This is a genomic window from Pusillimonas noertemannii (assembly GCF_003096595.1).
In the GTDB taxonomy this organism is placed as follows: Bacteria; Pseudomonadota; Gammaproteobacteria; order Burkholderiales; family Burkholderiaceae_B; genus Pusillimonas; species Pusillimonas noertemannii.
Map to the genome: position 1 here is coordinate 1,387,074 of NZ_QEKO01000001.1, position 17,395 is coordinate 1,404,468.

General features: G+C 63.6%; 16 protein-coding genes and 1 other RNA gene. 11 read left to right on the forward strand and 6 right to left on the reverse strand.

Annotation, left to right across the window (positions count from 1 at the left end; all coding sequences use genetic code 11):
* Position 1: 1 nt before the first annotated feature.
* Entirely contained in the window at positions 2-940 is a 939-nt protein-coding gene (locus C7440_RS06705; protein ID WP_243410837.1) for an alpha/beta hydrolase family protein, read from the reverse strand.
* 8 nt (positions 941-948) lie between these two features.
* Positions 949-2,370, reverse strand: coding sequence for an aminotransferase-like domain-containing protein (locus tag C7440_RS06710; RefSeq protein WP_116517991.1), 1,422 nt, complete (start codon positions 2,368-2,370; stop codon positions 949-951).
* Between the two features lie 221 nt (positions 2,371-2,591).
* Between C7440_RS06710 and C7440_RS06715 the strand changes: the two genes are divergently transcribed.
* Both C7440_RS06715 and ssrA read left to right on the forward strand, forming a co-directional pair.
* Entirely contained in the window at positions 2,592-3,197 is a 606-nt protein-coding gene (locus tag C7440_RS06715) for a LysE family translocator (RefSeq protein ID WP_116517869.1), read from the forward strand.
* A 142-nt stretch (positions 3,198-3,339) separates the two neighbouring features.
* Positions 3,340-3,705: a transfer-messenger RNA gene (ssrA, locus tag C7440_RS06720) on the forward strand.
* A 149-nt stretch (positions 3,706-3,854) separates the two neighbouring features.
* Here the strand turns inward: ssrA and gph are convergent.
* The 4 genes from gph to ompA form a co-directional block, all read right to left on the reverse strand.
* Positions 3,855-4,517 (reverse strand): phosphoglycolate phosphatase, encoded by a 663-nt coding sequence (gene gph / locus C7440_RS06725; RefSeq protein ID WP_116517870.1) that lies wholly within the window; start codon positions 4,515-4,517, stop codon positions 3,855-3,857.
* A complete protein-coding gene (locus tag C7440_RS06730; RefSeq protein ID WP_116517871.1) occupies positions 4,514-5,062 on the reverse strand; it encodes a YaeQ family protein in 549 nt (182 codons plus the stop codon). The genes gph and C7440_RS06730 overlap by 4 nt, the downstream gene beginning before the upstream one ends.
* A gap of 4 nt (positions 5,063-5,066) precedes the next feature.
* A complete protein-coding gene (ubiG, locus tag C7440_RS06735; RefSeq protein WP_116517872.1) occupies positions 5,067-5,792 on the reverse strand; it encodes a bifunctional 2-polyprenyl-6-hydroxyphenol methylase/3-demethylubiquinol 3-O-methyltransferase UbiG in 726 nt (241 codons plus the stop codon).
* Between the two features lie 118 nt (positions 5,793-5,910).
* Positions 5,911-6,492 (reverse strand): outer membrane protein OmpA, encoded by a 582-nt coding sequence (gene ompA, locus C7440_RS06740; RefSeq protein ID WP_026067685.1) that lies wholly within the window; start codon positions 6,490-6,492, stop codon positions 5,911-5,913.
* A 426-nt stretch (positions 6,493-6,918) separates the two neighbouring features.
* Here ompA and gyrA point away from each other — a divergent pair, with 426 nt between their 5' ends.
* The 9 genes from gyrA (at position 6,919) to C7440_RS06785 (ending at position 17,370) form a co-directional block, all read left to right on the forward strand.
* A complete protein-coding gene (gene gyrA / locus C7440_RS06745) occupies positions 6,919-9,621 on the forward strand; it encodes a DNA gyrase subunit A (RefSeq protein ID WP_116517873.1) in 2,703 nt (900 codons plus the stop codon).
* Positions 9,621-10,748: a 3-phosphoserine/phosphohydroxythreonine transaminase gene (gene serC / locus C7440_RS06750; protein ID WP_116517874.1), complete on the forward strand. Its 1,128-nt coding sequence runs from the start codon at positions 9,621-9,623 to the stop codon at positions 10,746-10,748. The genes gyrA and serC overlap by 1 nt, the downstream gene beginning before the upstream one ends.
* Positions 10,741-11,826: a prephenate dehydratase gene (pheA, locus tag C7440_RS06755; RefSeq protein ID WP_116517875.1), complete on the forward strand. Its 1,086-nt coding sequence runs from the start codon at positions 10,741-10,743 to the stop codon at positions 11,824-11,826. Before serC ends, pheA begins: the two co-directional genes overlap by 8 nt.
* Positions 11,827-11,836: 10 nt before the next feature.
* The gene (locus tag C7440_RS06760; protein ID WP_116517876.1) at positions 11,837-12,751 is read left to right on the forward strand and encodes a prephenate dehydrogenase; all 915 of its coding nucleotides are present in this window, start codon (positions 11,837-11,839) and stop codon (positions 12,749-12,751) included.
* Entirely contained in the window at positions 12,748-14,070 is a 1,323-nt protein-coding gene (aroA, locus tag C7440_RS06765; protein ID WP_116517877.1) for a 3-phosphoshikimate 1-carboxyvinyltransferase, read from the forward strand. Before C7440_RS06760 ends, aroA begins: the two co-directional genes overlap by 4 nt.
* Positions 14,067-14,762: a (d)CMP kinase gene (cmk, locus tag C7440_RS06770; protein ID WP_116517878.1), complete on the forward strand. Its 696-nt coding sequence runs from the start codon at positions 14,067-14,069 to the stop codon at positions 14,760-14,762. The genes aroA and cmk overlap by 4 nt, the downstream gene beginning before the upstream one ends.
* 86 nt (positions 14,763-14,848) lie before the next feature.
* Complete coding sequence (gene rpsA / locus C7440_RS06775) at positions 14,849-16,564, forward strand: 30S ribosomal protein S1 (protein ID WP_116517879.1); 1,716 nt, start codon at positions 14,849-14,851, stop codon at positions 16,562-16,564.
* Positions 16,565-16,570: 6 nt separating this feature from the next.
* On the forward strand, positions 16,571-16,945 hold the full coding sequence (locus tag C7440_RS06780; RefSeq protein ID WP_026067688.1) for an integration host factor subunit beta: 375 nt from the start codon (positions 16,571-16,573) through the stop codon (positions 16,943-16,945).
* A 101-nt stretch (positions 16,946-17,046) separates the two neighbouring features.
* Entirely contained in the window at positions 17,047-17,370 is a 324-nt protein-coding gene (locus C7440_RS06785; RefSeq protein ID WP_116517880.1) for a lipopolysaccharide assembly protein LapA domain-containing protein, read from the forward strand.
* Positions 17,371-17,395 lie beyond the last annotated feature (25 nt).

Sequence of the window (17,395 nt, forward strand, 5' to 3'; positions counted from 1 at the left end):
TTCAGCCGTTGGGCGGCACGACTTTCAGGCGTCCCTGAAAGCCCGCAGGAAGGCCGGCGTCGCGCAGCCACTCCAGCGCATAAGGCCACAGGACGTCTCGAAAGCGCTCATGGAAAAATGCGAAATGGCCGATCTCTTCTTGCCCAACGTCGCGGGGGCTGAGCCTGAGGTGGCGGCGCTCGCTGGCGCTGTAGTACCTTAGCAGACGGTCCAGCGCCGCCTCGGTTCCGTATGGATCGTCGTCGGTGCCCAGCGCAAGGATCGGAGCACTGACATTGCGGAAGTTCCGGGCCAGGGCGACAGCCTCGGGCAGGCCTGCCTCGGTTTCGACGCCTCGGCGCACGGAATCTTCGAAGCGTGCCCCCATGCGCGCCCAGTCTAGCGCCACGCCTTTCGGCGTGTCCTCCATCCAGCCCAGCCGCTTTGCCGGAAAATAGCCCAGCGCCATGGCCACGACGGGCATCACGACGTGCCATTTCAGGAACATGCTCCGGCGCTGAGCCGGCAGATAGTCCTGCCAGTAGGCGTATTGCGCCCCCATGGTGAAAATCCGGTGTATCCGATATGCCGATGGCGCCAGGCCGATGATAAATCCGCCCGCCGAATGGCCCGCTACGTCTATCGGCTGCTCCGGGAAGTTGCGGTGGACATACTGCAGCACGCCTTCGAAATCGTGCTGCCCCCAGTCGACCCAGTCGGCACGAAACCTCCTTAGCGAACTATGGCGCGACTCGCCGATGCCGCGATAGTCGTAGGTGATGACGTCCCAGCCATGCTGGTGCAGATACTCGGCGAAGCGCGAGTAGTAGCGGCAACGCACGGAGGTGGCCGGATTGATGATGGCCAGAGGACGCGAGCCGGCGTGCTGTACGGCATGGCGCCACTCGAACCCGCCTAGCGGGTAGCCATCTGCTGCAAGAATCTGCATGGGACGAGCCATTCGGCGCCTCAACAGGTGGAGTGAAGTATTTCGCCGACGGCTTCGCCGATTCGGCGAACGGCCCATTCGGTGCGCGGCGTAAAGACTGAGGCATGGCTCAGGCGCATGCAGTTTCTGTACTTTCCCGTTGCGGAAAAGATGTTGCCATGCGCGATGGCGATGCCGTTCTCTTTAAGCATGGGATCGAGCGCGTGCGTGTCGAAGGATTCGGGCAGCTCGATCCACAGTGTGAAGCCCCCTTGTGGATGGCCGATCCGTGTGCCTTCCGGAAAATATCGCCTTACCCATTCGGTCATGATGTCGCGCTGGCGCTGATACTGTCGCCGCATCCGGCGCAGATGCGCCGGGTAGTGTCCCTTTTGCAGGAATTCGGCCACCGCGATCTGCGGCAAGGCCGCCGTGGGCCCCGACCCCGTGTATTTCATGCGCAGCGCTTTGTCGAAATAGCGTCCGGGAGCCATCCAACCCACCCGCAGTCCCGGCGCCAGCGTCTTTGAAAAGGAACTGCACAGCAGGACGCGCCCGTCTTCATCGAGGGCCTTCAGCGCATGGGGCCTGGGCCAGCCGTAGGCCAGGTCGCCGTTGATATCGTCTTCGATGATGGGCACGTCGAATCGCTGGGCCAGGCGGATCAGGCCCAGCCTGCGATGTTCGGGCATGGTATAGCCCAGGGGATTGCTGGCGTTGGGCGTTACCTGGATCGCCTTGACGGGCCAGCGATCGAGCGCGAGTTCAAGTGCCTCGAGGCTGATGCCCTGCAGTGGATCGGAGGGGATCTCGAACACCTGGACGCCCGATTCCTTGAGTATCTGCATCATGCCATGGTAGCTAGGGGACGCGATCGCCACGATATCGCCCGGGGCGCACAATATCCTCACCGCGCAAGACAGGGCTTCCTGGCAGCCGGTCGTGACAATCAGGGAGTCGGGCGCGACATGGTAGCCGGCCTCGACCGCCAGCCGGGAAAGCTGTTGCCTCAGGGCGGCAACCCCTTGCATGTCGTTGTAATGCAAGCTGGCTATGCCCGCGCGGCGGCCCTCGCGGGCGAGCGCCGCCTGCAAGGGCCTTAGCGTAGGGCTTTCGACGTCGGGCATGCCGCGGCCCAGCTGGATCGTCCCGCTTTCGCTCTCGAGATCCAGGAGCTCCTGCACCTGCCCCCACTCCGACACGTCGGTCGGACGCAGGTCGGGCTTGCCCATCTTGGGCAGCTCGGGGGCCGGCCGTGCCGCCGGCACGTACCACCCCGATCGGGGGCGGGCCTCTACCAGGCCGGCCATTTCCAGCCAGCGATAGGCCTGCTGGACGGTCGTGAGACTGACACCGTACTCGAGGCTGAGGGTGCGTACAGAAGGCAGGCGCACTCCCGCCCCGTACAGCCCCCGTTCGATGCGGCTGCCCAGAGTATTGGCTAGGTCGAGGTAACGGCTCATGAATGGCGCGGCCCACATTGAGGGATACATGTGAACATTACTGTAGGGCCGAATCTGTATTGTGGATAGATACAGATCGGACAATTTTCGGGTCTTTTAAGCCTGTATGAACGGGTTTGTATCTTAAAAAACGAGTTCTTCTGTATATTCAATACAGAGGCGGGATCGGTGAAGATTTTCTTCCGGGGCCATGGGGCCTTACAGCACCTGGCAAGGGCACGATGCATTCCGCCGATCTTCTACTTACCTTTTCCCTATTCGCCTTGGCGGCGTCCATCACGCCCGGGCCGAACAACACCATGCTGCTGGCATCCGGCGCCGCCTTCGGATTCCGGCGTACATTGCCGCACATGCTGGGCGTGGCAAGCGGGTTTTTCCTGACCGTGTTGTCGATAGGCCTGGGGCTGGGCGCCGTGTTCCGCTCGTTCCCCGAAGTCTATGCCTGGCTGCGCTACCTGGGGACGGCCTATCTGCTTTACCTTGCCTGGAAAATGGCCAGGCCTGCTCCTTCTCATAAAAACCGGCAAGGCCGGATCGGCGCGGGGCCGTTGGGTTTTCTCGATGCGCTTGCCTTCCAGTGGGTCAACCCCAAATCATGGACCATGGCCGTGGCTGCGCTGAGCGCCTATACGCCGACGGAAAACCATCTGGCCCATGTCGTTGTTCTTTCTTCGGTCTGGACGCTCATCGTCCTGCCCTGTGTCGCCCTGTGGACCGGATGCGGCAGCCTGATCCGAAGAGTTCTGGACGACCCGGTCCGCCAGCGCCGCTTCAATCGCCTCATGGCCCTGCTTCTGGTGGCCTCGCTATATCCGATGTGGAGGTAGCGGCCCGGTTCGCGCTGACCGCCACGGCCGCCATCCGCTATAGTGGCGAAAGTTTCCGGTACAAGCCATCCGGGCTTGGGGAACTAAATGGCGTACGCCCCATCCAATAGTTTGCATTGTGAGATACAATGATCAGTCCACTGGGGTCGATCCGGCTTCGACGTGGGTCACGAAACAGAGCAGGGCATGTCGAGCACCAGTAAGCTCGTAAATCCACTGGAACACTACAAACGCCAACGACGAGCGTTTCGCTCTGGCCGCTTAAGCGGTGAGCCGCTGCACTGATTTGTCTTTGGGTCAGGTAGGGTAAAACCTACAGCAGCGTCATCTACAAAGAATCGGTTCTTGCCAGGTCACTGGGCAAGTTCCTAAACTTAAAGTGAATCGCCAAGGAAGGGCCTGTTGGTTGGCACGCTCCAAGGTTAAAACTTAAAATTAACCGACTACACATGTAGAACTGCCTGCAGAGGGCTTGCGGACGGGGGTTCAATTCCCCCCGACTCCACCAGCTTAGACGGCGGTGGACAGTGACAGACAGCTAGTAAGCATATCGGGAAACCATCCAAAACTGTCTCGAACTGTCCACCGTTTCACACGAGATTCACACAGATTCCAAAAGGCTTCGCGGCATTAACCGCGGGGCCTTTTGTTTTCGCTTTACCGCGGCCAGAGCGTTCGGATAATAGGCCAGATCTCGGCCGGCGATTCGGCGACGGCGTCCGCCTTCCAGGCGGCCACTTCCGACAACGCGCAATAGCCGTATGCCGCCGCCACCGTGTGCATGCCCGCGGCCCGGCCGGCCACGATGTCGCGTTCGTCGTCGCCGACGTAGATGCAATGGGCCGGGTCGGCGCCGGCCTGGCGCGCGGCGTGCAGCAGGGGGGCGGGATGGGGCTTGGAGTGCCCGGTGGTGTCGCCGCCCACCGTGACCACGCACTCGGTGTGCAGACCCAGGTGCTCGACGATGGGCAGGGCCAGGTACTCCATCTTGTTGGTGACGATGCCCCAGGCGTAGCCGTTTTCTTTCAGGGTGCCCAGCAGTTCCGGCACGCCGGGAAAGAGGGTGGTCAGGACAGTCATCTCGGCCTCGTAGTCCTGCAGGAACTGGCGCCGGCATACCTCGTACTCAGGGTGGTCGGGAAGCATGTCCAGGCTGGCCCGCAACAGGCCGCGGGCGCCTTGCGAAGCCATGGGGCGCAGGGCTTCGTAGGGCAGGGGGCCAAGCCCCTTGCGGTGGCGCTGCTTATTGGCTGCGGCAGCCAGGTCGGGGGCGGTATCGGCCAAGGTGCCGTCGAAATCGAACAAGACGAGTCTTTTCATGGAGTAGGCTCCAGTTTTTGTATCTTTACAGTGGCTTCGCCCGCTTCGCTCGATACCCAGGCGCTGGCATCCTGGATATTGATGTTCAGCGCCATTTTTCTTTCGGCCAACCGGCCCAACTCGGCCGACCCGTCCACGTCCAGCACATAGACGCGCAAGTTACGGGCGCGTTCCAGCCCGCTGCGCACGCCCTGCCACCAAAGCGCCGCGTTGCGCCCATAGGCCAGCACCACGACGTCGCTCGAGCGGCCGCAGGCTTTCAGCACGCGCCGCTCATCAGGCAGCCCGACTTCTATCCACTGCAAAATCGCGCCGGTCAGGTCCTTGCGCCACAGATCGGGTTCTTCCGTCTCGGACAGCCCTTTCGTGAAGCTCAGGCTGTCATCCGCGTCGGCGAACAGTGCGTAGGCCAGCAAGCGGATCATCAGGCGTTCTTCGGTTTCCGATGGATGCCGCGCGACCGTGACGCTGTGGCTGGCATAGTAGCCGCGGTCGGTGTCGGCGATATGCAGATCGGCTTTGTATATGGTTGCGCGCAAAGCCATGAAACTATGCTTCGCGCCGGGCGGCCATGAGGTAGTTGACCGAGGTGTCGCCACTGAGCTTGTAGTGGTCGGTGATGGGGTTGTATTCCATGCCGGCCATGCCGCAGGGCGACAGGCCCGCGCCGCGGGCGGCGGCGGCCAGTTCGCGCGGCTTGACGAAGTTTTCGTAGTTGTGGGTGCCGCGCGGCAGAAGGCGCAGCAGATACTCGGCGCCTACGATGGCAAAGAGAAACGACTTGGGATTGCGGTTGAGCGTTGAAAAAAACACCCAGCCCCCGGGTTTGACGAGCTGGCCGCAGGCGCGCACGATGGAGGCCGGGTCGGGCACATGCTCGAGCATTTCCATGCAGGTAACGACGTCGAATTTGCCGGGGTGCTGCGCCGCCATGTCTTCGGCGCTGATGGCCTGGTAGTCGACCGGCACGCCCGATTCAAGCCCGTGCAGCTTGGCCACCGTAAGCGATTTTTCGGCCAGGTCGATGCCCGTGACCAGGGCGCCCGCCACGGCCATGCTTTCGGCCAGGATGCCGCCGCCGCAGCCTACGTCGAGCACGGCCAGCCCATCGAGCGGGCCGGCTTGCTGCTGGATCCAGCCCAGCCGCAGCGGGTTGATGACGTGCAGGGGCTTGAACTCGCTTTCGGGGTCCCACCAACGGGACGCCAGTGCGCTGAATTTTTCAAGTTCGGACGGATCGACGTTGACGGAAGCGGACGACGTGGCGGCTGGCATGATATAGGCCCGAAAAAAGCGAAGAAGAAATGAATAAGGGCGCCTGTACGACAGGCGCCCTTATTGTAGCCGCAGCGTTCAGCGCGGGGCGCTGAACCCGGAGCCGTGGTGACGGCGATTAGCGGCGCGTACCCACGATTTCGATTTCTACGCGACGGTTGCGGGCACGGCCTTCGCGGGTGGCGTTGCTGGCCACGGGCTGGGTCTTGCCTTTGCCTTCGGTGTAGATGCGGTTGGCATCGACGCCACGGGCGACCAGGTATTCCTTGACGGCGTTGGCACGGCGCTCGGACAGGCCCTGGTTGTACTCGGCGGTACCGATCGAGTCGGTGTGGCCGACGGCGATGATGGTCTCGAGGTTGATGCCTTGGGCCTGCGAAGCGACCTGGTCGAGAACCTGACGGCCTTCGGGCTTGATGGTGGACTTGTCGAAGTCGAAGAAGGTGTCGGCGTTCAGGACGACCTTGGTGGCCGTGGGGGCCTCAACTTGGGTTTGTTGGGCAACCGGCACGCCGTCACACCCGGCGATGCCGGTGGCGGGCGTCCAGAAGTTGTTGCGCCAGCAGAGCTCGTTGGTGCCGTTCATCCAGACGTCACCGTACGGGTTTTGCCAATTATCGATAGTTTGCGCGGATACTGCACCCGAAGCCGAGAAGGCCGCGAAGGCGAGCGCTAATGCGATTTTGGAGGGTTTATTCATGTTTCTCCTCGTTTTGAGCTAGATGCTGAAAGTGGGCGCAGCGAACCTCCGCCGCATAGTAAGTAAAACGTAACCGTAACCAGTATAGCAATGCCGTGGGTTCTGTCCAAGAATTGCGCTGCAAATCGGGCGTTGACGGGCAAATCTTACGGCATTTCAGCAACGTTCGTTAAGCCTGATTCACGTCTGGAGTCCAGATAGGCGGAATTCTACCTCAACTTTCCTGCGGACGTTGGGTTTTGGCAACAGTGTTCGAAAGTTGAAGTAAGTTCTGAAATTACAGAGGGGGAAGGGCATTGCGCCGGCCGACTCGCGGGGCGGCAGGCGGGCCCAGGCGTGGTTTGAGGGCGGCCCCCCCGGAAGTGCTAGAATTTCCTATTGGCCCGTACTCGGTTTCTGTTCACGAATTTACCTTTAGACACCTCTATGGATTCCTACGCCAAGGAGACTCTTCCGATTTCTCTGGAAGAGGAGATGCGTCGCAGCTACCTCGATTACGCCATGAGCGTGATCGTGGGGCGGGCCCTGCCCGATGTGCGCGACGGTCTCAAGCCGGTGCATCGGCGCGTGCTCTACGCCATGCACGAACTCAACAACGACTGGAACCGGGCTTACAAGAAGTCGGCGCGTATTGTCGGCGACGTTATCGGTAAGTATCACCCGCACGGCGACTCGGCCGTATACGACACCATCGTCCGCATGGCGCAAGATTTCTCGCTGCGCTACATGCTGGTCGACGGCCAGGGCAACTTCGGCTCGGTCGACGGCGACAGCGCCGCCGCCATGCGATACACCGAGATCCGCCTGGCCCGCATTGCCCACGAGCTGCTGGCCGACATCGACCAGGAAACCGTCGACTTCGGCCCCAACTACGACGGCAGCGAGCAAGAACCCCTGGTTCTGCCTTCCAGGCTGCCCAACCTGCTGGTCAACGGCAGCTCGGGCATCGCGGTGGGCATGGCCACCAATATTCCGCCGCACAACCTGGCCGAGGTGGTCGACGGCTGCCTGTATTGCCTGCGCAACCCCGAGTGCACGGTCGACGAAATGATCGAGCTCATTCCGGCGCCCGACTTTCCCACGGGCGGCATCATCTACGGCATGTCGGGCGTGCGCGAAGGCTACCGCACCGGCCGGGGCCGCGTCATCATGCGCGCCAAGACGCACTTCGAAGACACCGAGAAAGGCAATCGCCAGGCGATCATCGTCGATGAGCTTCCCTACCAGGTCAATAAAAAGTCGCTGCAAGAGCGCATCGCCGAGCTGGTCAACGAGCGCAAGATCGAAGGCATCTCCGATATCCGCGACGAGTCCGACAAAGACGGCATGCGCCTGGTCATCGAGCTCAAGCGGGGCGAAGTGCCCGAGGTGGTTCTCAACAATCTATATAAGAACACCCAGCTTCAAGACACCTTCGGCATGAACCTGGTGGCGCTGGTCGACGGCCAGCCGCGCCTGCTCAACCTGAAGCAGCTCGTACAGTATTTCCTGGCCCATCGCCGCGAAGTCGTCACCCGCCGCACCGTGTACCAGTTGCGCAAGGCGCGCGACCGCGGCCACGTACTCGAAGGCCTGGCGGTGGCGCTGGCCAACATCGACGATTTCATCGCCATTATCAAGGCGGCGCCCACGCCGCCGGTTGCGCGGCAGGAACTCATGGCGCGCAGCTGGGATTCCTCGCTGGTGCGCGAGATGCTGCAGCGCGCCGACCAGGGCGACACCCCGGGCGGCCGGGCCGCCTACCGCCCCGAAGGGCTGGATGCCAGCTATGGCCTGCAAGACGACGGCCAATATCGTCTCAGCGACGTCCAGGCCCAGGAAATCCTGAATATGCGCCTGCAGCGCCTTACCGGGCTCGAGCAGGACAAGATCGTCGGCGAATACAAAGAGATCATGGAAACCATCGCCGATCTGCTCGACATCCTGGCAAGGCCCGAGCGCATCACGGCCATCATCGGCGACGAACTGCTGGCCCTGAAGGCCGATTTCAGCACCAACGCCAAAGACGTGCGCCGTTCGCAGATCGAGCACAACGCCACCGAGCTCGACACCGAAGATCTCATCACGCCCATGGACATGGTGGTCACCCTGTCGCAAAGCGGCTATATAAAAAGCCAGCCGCTGTCCGAATACCGGGCGCAGAAGCGCGGCGGGCGTGGCCGCCAGGCCACCACCATGAAGGAAAACGACTGGATCGACCAGCTCTTCATCGCCAATACGCACGACTACCTGCTGTGCTTCTCCGACCATGGGCGCGTGTACTGGCTCAAGGTCTGGGAAGTTCCCCAGGGTTCGCGCGGGGCCCGCGGCCGGCCCATCGTCAATATGTTCCCCCTGGTCGACGGCGAGAAAATCACCGTGGTGCTGGCCGTCAAAGAGTTCAGCGAAGACCACTACGTATTCATGGCCACTTCGCGCGGCACGGTCAAGAAGACGCCGCTGTCCGATTTCTCCAACCCGCGCAAGGCCGGCATTATCGCGGTGGCGCTCGATGAAGGCGACTACCTCATCGGCGCCGACCTTACCGACGGCAAGCACGACGTCATGCTGTTCTCCGACAGCGGCAAGGCGGTGCGTTTCGACGAGAACGACGTGCGCCCCATGGGCCGCACGGCGCGCGGCGTGCGCGGCATGTCGCTTGAAGACGGCCAGCAGGTCATCTCTTTGCTTGTGGCCGACGACGAATCGCAAAGCGTGCTCACCGCCACCGAGAACGGCTATGGCAAGCGCACCTCCATCGTCGAGTACACCCGCCATGGGCGCGGCACCAAGGGCATGATCGCCATCCAGACTTCGGCCCGCAACGGCAAGGTCGTGGGCGCCGTGCTCGTTACGCCGGCCGACGAGATCATGCTCATCACCACCGCGGGCGTGCTGGTGCGCACCCGCGTCTCTGAAATCCGCGAAATGGGCCGCGCCACCCAGGGCGTCACCCTTATCAACGTCGACGAGGACAGCACCCTGTCGGGCGTGCGGCGCGTGGTCGAAAGCGACGCCGACATCGACGACGAATCGGCCGACGATGGCGCGCCCGACGCCCAGGCCGAGTCCGCGGCAGGCGGCTCTCCCGACGCCGGCCAGCCCGATGCCGGCGATGACGCAGGCCCGGACACCGGAGACGACGACTGATGCGGCCCTGGAATTTTTCGGCGGGGCCGTCGGTCCTGCCGCTCGAGGTCCTGCAGCAGGCGGCAGCCGAAATGACAGACTGGCACGGCTGCGGCATGTCGGTCATGGAAATGAGCCATCGCGGCAAGCAGTTCATGCAGATCTGCGATGAAGCCGAGGCCGACCTGCGCGAGCTGCTGGCGGTGCCCGACGATTTCGCCGTGCTGTTCATGCAGGGTGGCGCAACAGCCGAGAACGCCATCCTGCCGCTCAATCTCATTGGCCGCAACGGCTCGGGCAAGGCCGACTATGTGCTCTCGGGCTCGTGGTCCAGCAAGTCATACAAAGAGGCCGGCCGCTACGGAGACATCGCCGTCGCCGCCAGCAGCGGCGAAGCCGCCGAGCTTGACGGCGTCCGGCAGGCGCCCTTTACCTGGTTTCCCGCCGCTGAAACCTGGCGTGTGCGCAGCGATGCGGCTTATGTGCACTTGTGCAGCAACGAAACCATAGGCGGGGTCGAGTTCGTCCAGTGGCCCGACCTGGCCGGTCTGGGCGCGCCCGACGTGCCCCTGGTCGTCGACGCTTCCTCGCACATTCTTTCGCGTCCCATCGATTTTTCGCGCGCGGGCATGATCTACGCGGGCGCCCAGAAAAACGCCGGGCCGGCTGGCGTCACCCTGGTGTTCATCCGGCGCGACCTTATCGGCCACGCGTTGCCCATCTGCCCCACGGCCTTCGACTACGTCAATGTCGCCGAGGCGAAGTCCATGTTCAACACGCCGCCCACCTATGCCATCTATATTGCGGGCCTGGTGTTCAAGTGGCTGAAGAGGCAGGGCGGGGTGGCGGGCATCGAGCGTGCCAACATCGCCAAGGCGCAGGCGCTGTACGGCTATCTGGATGAATCCCCGTTCTATGCTAACCCCGTGCATCGCCCGGCGCGCTCGCGCATGAACGTGCCCTTCATCCTGGCGGACGAGTCGCTCAACCAGGCTTTCCTGGCCGATGCCGAGCAGGCCGGCCTGCTGCAGCTCAAGGGCCATAAGAGCGTGGGCGGCATGCGCGCCTCCATCTACAACGCCATGCCGCTGGCCGGTGTCCAGGCCCTGGTCGACTTCATGCAAGATTTCGAAAAACGCCATGGATAAACTCCTGCAAAGCAAGCTGGCGCCGCTGCGCGAACAGATCGACGCGGCCGATCGCCAGATACTCGACCTGCTCAACCAGCGGGCGCGTCTGGCCCAGCAGGTGGGCGAGGTGAAGCAGCAGCTCGACGCCGGCGGCCCCATCCTCAAGCCCGAGCGCGAGGCGGCCCTTGTACGGCACCTGCAGGAAGTCAACCCGGGGCCTTTCACCGGGGCGGGCATTGCCGCGGTGTGGCGCGAGATCATATCCACCTGCCGGGGGCTCGAAAGCCCGCTGGTGGTCGCCTACCTGGGCCCCCAGGGCTCTTTTTCCGAACAGGCCGCTCTCGAGCAGTTCGGCCACAGCATCGTCAAGCTGCGTTGCGAATCGTTTGACGAAGTCTTCCGGGCCGTCGAGGCGGGCCAGGCGCATGCCGGCATGGTGCCGGTCGAGAACTCCACCGAGGGCGCGGTCAACCGCACCCTCGACCTGCTGCTCAATTCGCCCCTGAAGGTGCTGGGCGAGCGCTCGCTCAGCATCCACCATTGCCTGATGACCCGTTCGGGCGACATGCAGGGCGTTACCCGCGTCATGGCGCATCCCCAGGCCCTGGCGCAGTGCCAGGGCTGGCTGTCGCGGCATTATCCCGGTCTTGCCCGCGATGCGGCTTCCAGCAATGCCGAGGCGGCGCGTATCGCGGCCGAAGACCCCACCGTCGCGGCCATCGCGGGCGATATGGCTGCCCAGGCCTGGGATCTCCAGGTGGTGGCCGCCGGCATCCAGGACGATCCGCAGAACCGCACCCGATTCCTTGCCGTGGGCACCATGCAGCCCTCTGCCAGCGGCCACGACAAGACCAGTCTCATCCTGGCGGTGCCCAATCGCGCCGGCGCCGTTCATGACGTGCTCTCGCCCCTGGCCGACAACGGCGTCTCGATGAGCCGGCTCGAGTCCCGGCCCGCACGCACGGGCCAGTGGGAATACTATTTCTATGTCGACCTCGTCGGCCATCGCGACGATGCCGCGGTGGCGCGCGCCCTGGCGGCCCTGAAAGAACGCGCGGCGTTCTTCAAGGTGCTGGGCTCTTATCCCATGCAGTAGGGCGGCTTTCATGAGCGCACCGGACGCCGGCCCCGTCCCCGCTTCCCCGGCTCCGCCCCTGGCGGGCGTGCTGGCCGTCGTGGGCGTGGGCCTGATCGGAGGATCATTTGCCGCGGCCATGCGGCAGGCGGGCGCCGCCGGAACCATACTGGGGGCGGGGCGCCAGCCCCAGACCCTGGCCCGGGCGCAGCGCCTGGGCCTGATCGACGAGGCTGTCACCCTTGAAGAGGCCGCCTCGCGGGCCGATCTCATATTGCTGTCGGTGCCGGTGGGGGCCACCGGGGCCGTGCTGGCCCGGATGGCGCCGCACTTGCGTTCCGGCACGCTGCTGACCGATGCGGGCAGCACCAAGGCCGACGTGGCGCGGGCGGCACGCCAGGCGCTGGGCGATCGCATCGCCCAGTTCATTCCCGGCCATCCCATCGCCGGCGCAGAGGCCACGGGGCCCGAGGCCGCGCGCAACGATCTTTACCAGGGGCGCACCGTGGTGCTTACGCCCTTGCCCGAAAACCGCGAATCCGACCGGCTGCTGCTGCGCCGCGCCTGGGAAGCCTGCGGCGCCCACGTCGTCAGCATGCAGCCCGAGGCCCATGACGCCGCGCTGGCGTCGGTCAGCCATATGCCGCATTTCCTGGCTTCGGTCTTCATGGGCCAGGTGGCCGCGGCCACCGATTCCGGCCAGCGCATGGCCCTGGCGGGCACGGGTTTTCGCGACTTCACCCGCATTGCCGCGGGTTCGCCCGAAATGTGGCGCGACGTCTTCCTGGCAAACCGCAAGGCCGTGCTCGACGAGCTCGCCGAGTTCCGCGAGGCGCTCGACCGGGCGGAGCAAAGCCTGCGCGACGAAGACGGGCAGAGCCTGTATGATTTTCTTGAACGCGCGGCGCTGGCGCGCCGCTTCTGGGGTAGCCGGAGCCGCCTATGAACTCTGACGCCAGCCTGTTGCTGCAGCCGCTTGCCTCCGCCAAGGGCGATGTGCGCCTGCCTGGCTCCAAAAGCATTTCGAACCGCGTGCTGCTGCTGGCCGCGCTGGCCCAGGGCACGACCCGGGTCGGCGGCCTGCTCGACTCAGACGACACCCGGGTCATGGTGGCCTCGCTGCGCGAACTCGATGTTTCCCTGACTGAAGTCGACGAAAGCACGCTCGAGATCAGCGGCCAGTGCCCGTTTCCCAACGCGGCGGCCGAGCTTTTCCTGGGCAACGCGGGCACGGCGTTCCGGCCCCTGACGGCTGCGCTGGCCTTCATGGGCGGCGATTACCGCCTGTCGGGCGTGCCGCGCATGCACGAAAGACCCATCGGCGACCTGGTCGACGCGCTGCGGCAGGCCGGCGCACGGGTCGACTGCCTGGCCAATGATGGCTATCCGCCGCTGGCCATCGGCAAGGGGGCGCTGGGCGCTGATGAACCGGTGCGCATCAAGGGTTCGGTTTCCAGCCAGTTCCTTACCGCCTTGCTCATGGCCGCCCCGATCTACACCGCGGCCACGGGTCGCGACCTGGTCATCGAGGTCGAGGGCGTGCTGATATCCCGGCCCTACATCCTGATCACGCTCAACCTCATGGCCCGCTTCGGCGTCGACGTCAAGTGCGAGGGCTGGCAGCGCTTCACCATTCCGGCTGCGGCCGCCTACCGTTCGCCGGGCGCAATAAGCATCGAAGGAGACGCCTCGTCGGCCTCGTACTTCATGGCCCTGGGCGCTATTGGCGGCGGCCCGGTGCACATCCACGGGGTGGGTTCGCGCAGCATACAGGGCGACATCGCCTTTGCCGACACGCTGCAGGCCATGGGTGCGCAGGTCGAGTGGCATGCCGATTCCATCGAGATCTCGGGCGTGCAGGTGGCGCGGGGCGACCGGCTCAAGGCCTTTGACGAAGATTTCAACCTCATCCCCGACGCGGCCATGACGGCGGCCGCCCTGGCCCTGTACGCCGATGGCCCGTGCACCTTGCGCAACATAGGCAGCTGGCGGGTCAAGGAAACCGACCGCATCCACGCCATGGCCACCGAACTGGGCAAGCTGGGCGCCAAGGTCGAAGAGGGCGACGACTGGCTGCGGGTGCATCCGCTTGAGCGTGCCGACTGGCGCGAGGCCTCCATCGCCACCTACGACGACCATCGCATGGCCATGTGTTTTTCGCTGGCTGCCTTTGGACCATGCCCCGTCGTCATCGAGGACCCGGCCTGCGTCAGCAAGACCTTTCCCGACTATTTTTCGGTGTTCCAGGCAATGGTTTCGGCATGAACTCCACCAATTCGCAGACTCCCGTCATCACCATCGACGGCCCCACCGCCTCGGGCAAGGGCACCATCGCCCATCGGGTGGCTCAGGTGCTGGGCTGGTCGGTGCTAGACAGCGGCGCGCTCTATCGCCTGAGCGCGCTGGCCTGCCTCGACCGCGGCGTCGACACCGCCGACGAAGCCGCGGTGGCGGCGGTCGCGCGCGAACTCGATGTCCAATTCAAGGGCGAGCACGTGCTGCTCGAGGGCCGCGACGTGGCGGCGCGCATCCGCGACGAAGAGGTGGGCAACCTGGCCTCCGCCATCGCCCCCCAGATGCCCTTGCGAAACGCGCTGCTGGCCCGTCAGCGGGCCTTCCGCTGCGGCCCGGGCCTGGTGGCCGACGGCCGCGACATGGGAACCGTGGTGTTCCCCGACGCGCCGCTCAAGATTTTTCTCGAAGCCGACGTCGCGGCGCGGGCTGAAAGAAGATGTAAGCAGTTGAAGGAAAAGGGTTTTTCTGCTAATCTAGCAAACCTCATGAAAGATATGGAGGCGCGCGATCATCGCGATCGCACGCGCAGCGTTGCGCCGCTTTGCCCGGCGCTCGATGCAAACACGATCGATTCATCTACTTTAAGCATCGATGAAACGGTCAGTGCAGTACTCGACCTGTGGTCTCGAACCCCAGAATCGAAAACCGGTACCCGAGCATAAAAGCAATGCCTCGGGGTGTTTTTTCACTCCACTAGGGCGCATGCCCAGGTGTGTTTTTTAATAGCCATCCGGCTAATGGATATTTAATGTCTGCCACTCCAACCACTGCCGCACTGGGCGGCGAAAGCTTCGCCGACCTGTTCGCCGCAAGCCTCAAAGACCAGGACATGAAATCGGGCGAGGTCATCTCGGCCGAGGTCGTGCGTATTGACCACAATTTCGTCGTGGTCAACGCAGGGCTCAAATCCGAAGCACTGATTCCCGTCGAAGAATTCCTCAATGACCAGGGCGAGCTCGAAGTCGAAGCAGGCGATTTCGTATCGGTTGCCATCGACTCGCTCGAAAACGGCTACGGCGACACGATTCTGTCGCGTGACCGCGCCAAGCGCCTGTCGGCCTGGCTGCAGCTCGAGCAGGCGCTCGAGTCCGGCGAGCTGGTCAACGGTACCATCACGGGCAAGGTCAAGGGCGGCCTCACCGTCATGACCAACGGCATCCGCGCCTTCCTGCCCGGTTCGCTGGTCGACCTGCGTCCCGTCAAGGACACCACCCCCTACGAGGGCAAAACCCTCGAGTTCAAGGTTATCAAGCTCGACCGCAAGCGCAACAACGTCGTGCTGTCACGTCGTGCCGTGCTCGAAGCCAGCATGGGCGAAGAGCGCGAAAAGCTGCTCGAAACCCTGCACGAAGGCGCAGTGGTCAAGGGCGTGGTCAAGAACATCACCGACTACGGCGCGTTCGTCGACCTGGGCGGCATCGATGGCCTGCTCCACATCACCGACATGGCATGGCGCCGTGTCCGCCACCCCTCCGAAGTGCTGCAGGTGGGTCAAGAGATCGAAGCCAAGGTCCTCAAGTTCGACCAGGAAAAAAGCCGTGTCTCGCTGGGCGTCAAGCAACTGGGCGAAGACCCCTGGGTCGGCCTGGCCCGCCGCTATCCGCAAGGCACCCGCCTGTTCGGCAAGGTTACCAACCTTACCGACTACGGTGCGTTCGTTGAAGTCGAAGCCGGCATCGAAGGTCTGGTTCACGTCTCCGAAATGGACTGGACCAACAAGAACGTCGACCCCCGCAAGGTGGTTACCCTGGGCGAAGAAGTCGAAGTCATGGTCCTCGAAATCGACGAAGACCGCCGCCGCATCTCGCTGGGCATGAAGCAGTGCCGTGCCAACCCCTGGGAAGAGTTCTCCATCAACTTCAAGCGTGGCGACAAGGTCCGCGGCGCGATCAAGTCCATCACCGATTTCGGTGTGTTCGTCGGCCTGCCCGGCGGCATCGATGGCCTGGTCCACCTGTCCGACCTCTCCTGGACCGACACCGGCGAAGAAGCTGTCCGCAACTTCAAGAAGGGCGACGAAATCGACGCCGTCGTGCTGGGCATCGACACCGACAAAGAGCGCATTTCGCTGGGCATCAAGCAGCTCGAAGGCGATCCGTTCAACAACTTCGTCTCCACCTACGACAAGGGCGCCGTGGTTCCGGGCACCATCAAGTCGGTCGAGCCCAAGGGTGCTGTCGTAACCCTGTCGGTCGAAGTCGAAGGCTATCTGCGTGCCTCCGAGATCTCGGCCGGCCGTGTCGAAGACGCCACCACTGTGCTGAAAGAAGGCGCCAACGTCGAAGCCATGATCATCAACGTCGACCGCAAGACGCGTTCGATCCAGTTGTCGATCAAGGCGCGCGACAACGCCGAAACCGCCGACACGCTCCAGCGCATGTCCGAAGCCAGCGCGTCCTCGGGTACCACCAACCTGGGCGCCTTGCTGAAGGCCAAGCTCGACCAGCAGCGCGACGACGGTTAATCGCTCGTGACTAAGTCTGAGTTGATCGCGCTGCTCGCCAGCCGCTATCCGCAACTGGCGGCACGCGACACCGACATCGCCGTCAAGACGGTTCTCGATGCCATGACCCAGGCCCTTGCCAACGGCCAGCGCATCGAGATCCGGGGCTTCGGCAGCTTCTCGCTGTCGATGCGTTCGCCCCGTATCGGCCGTAATCCCAAGTCGGGCGAAAAAGTGATGGTGCCTGCCAAGCAGGTGCCTCACTTCAAGGCCGGCAAAGAATTGCGCGAACGGGTCGACGCGGCGTTCGACGCCCAGGCCAAAGCCGAGGGCGGCCTCTCCGACGACCCATCCTATCCCGAAGGCGAAAGCCGCTTCGATGCCCGCATCATGCACGGCTAGGATGAAGCACACGCAGTACACAAGCCCCCGGTCGAGCCGGGGGCTTTTTTTTGCACCGATTCCCTTACAATTGCGGTATCCCCGATATCTGGAGTTGAGTGATGCGTTTCGTCATCTGGGCAGTGCGCTTGGTGGTATTTGTTCTGGTCTTGTTGTTTGCCCTGAAAAACACCGAACCGGTCGACGTCGGCCTGTACGCCGATCACGTCATTCGTGCGGTTCCGCTCATTGTCGTGATGCTGGTCGCCTTTGCGGCCGGGGCCGTGTTTGCCGTCCTCGTCGTCATGCCGGCCTCGATGCGGCGCCGCCGCGAGGTGGCCCGCCTGCGCCGCGAAGTCGTGCGCCTGCAAGAGGCTTCGGCCCGCCGTCCCGGCGAAGAAGCCCCCGTCGCCCCCGAGGCCATCGCGCCTTTGGCGCCGCTGTAAGCCACAATCCATTTTTTAAAGGTCG

Excerpts from the sequence above, each read along its gene's own strand:
- C7440_RS06705 (WP_243410837.1), bottom strand. The coding sequence starts at position 940 with ATGGCTCGTCCCATGCAGATTCTTGCAGCAGATGGCTACCCGCTAGGC.
- C7440_RS06710 (WP_116517991.1), bottom strand. The coding sequence starts at position 2,370 with ATGAGCCGTTACCTCGACCTAGCCAATACTCTGGGCAGCCGCATCGAA.
- C7440_RS06715 (WP_116517869.1), top strand. The coding sequence starts at position 2,592 with ATGCATTCCGCCGATCTTCTACTTACCTTTTCCCTATTCGCCTTGGCG.
- gph (WP_116517870.1), bottom strand. The coding sequence starts at position 4,517 with ATGAAAAGACTCGTCTTGTTCGATTTCGACGGCACCTTGGCCGATACC.
- C7440_RS06730 (WP_116517871.1), bottom strand. The coding sequence starts at position 5,062 with ATGGCTTTGCGCGCAACCATATACAAAGCCGATCTGCATATCGCCGAC.
- ubiG (WP_116517872.1), bottom strand. The coding sequence starts at position 5,792 with ATGCCAGCCGCCACGTCGTCCGCTTCCGTCAACGTCGATCCGTCCGAA.
- ompA (WP_026067685.1), bottom strand. The coding sequence starts at position 6,492 with ATGAATAAACCCTCCAAAATCGCATTAGCGCTCGCCTTCGCGGCCTTC.
- gyrA (WP_116517873.1), top strand. The coding sequence starts at position 6,919 with ATGGATTCCTACGCCAAGGAGACTCTTCCGATTTCTCTGGAAGAGGAG.
- serC (WP_116517874.1), top strand. The coding sequence starts at position 9,621 with ATGCGGCCCTGGAATTTTTCGGCGGGGCCGTCGGTCCTGCCGCTCGAG.
- pheA (WP_116517875.1), top strand. The coding sequence starts at position 10,741 with ATGGATAAACTCCTGCAAAGCAAGCTGGCGCCGCTGCGCGAACAGATC.
- C7440_RS06760 (WP_116517876.1), top strand. The coding sequence starts at position 11,837 with ATGAGCGCACCGGACGCCGGCCCCGTCCCCGCTTCCCCGGCTCCGCCC.
- aroA (WP_116517877.1), top strand. The coding sequence starts at position 12,748 with ATGAACTCTGACGCCAGCCTGTTGCTGCAGCCGCTTGCCTCCGCCAAG.
- cmk (WP_116517878.1), top strand. The coding sequence starts at position 14,067 with ATGAACTCCACCAATTCGCAGACTCCCGTCATCACCATCGACGGCCCC.
- rpsA (WP_116517879.1), top strand. The coding sequence starts at position 14,849 with ATGTCTGCCACTCCAACCACTGCCGCACTGGGCGGCGAAAGCTTCGCC.
- C7440_RS06785 (WP_116517880.1), top strand. The coding sequence starts at position 17,047 with ATGCGTTTCGTCATCTGGGCAGTGCGCTTGGTGGTATTTGTTCTGGTC.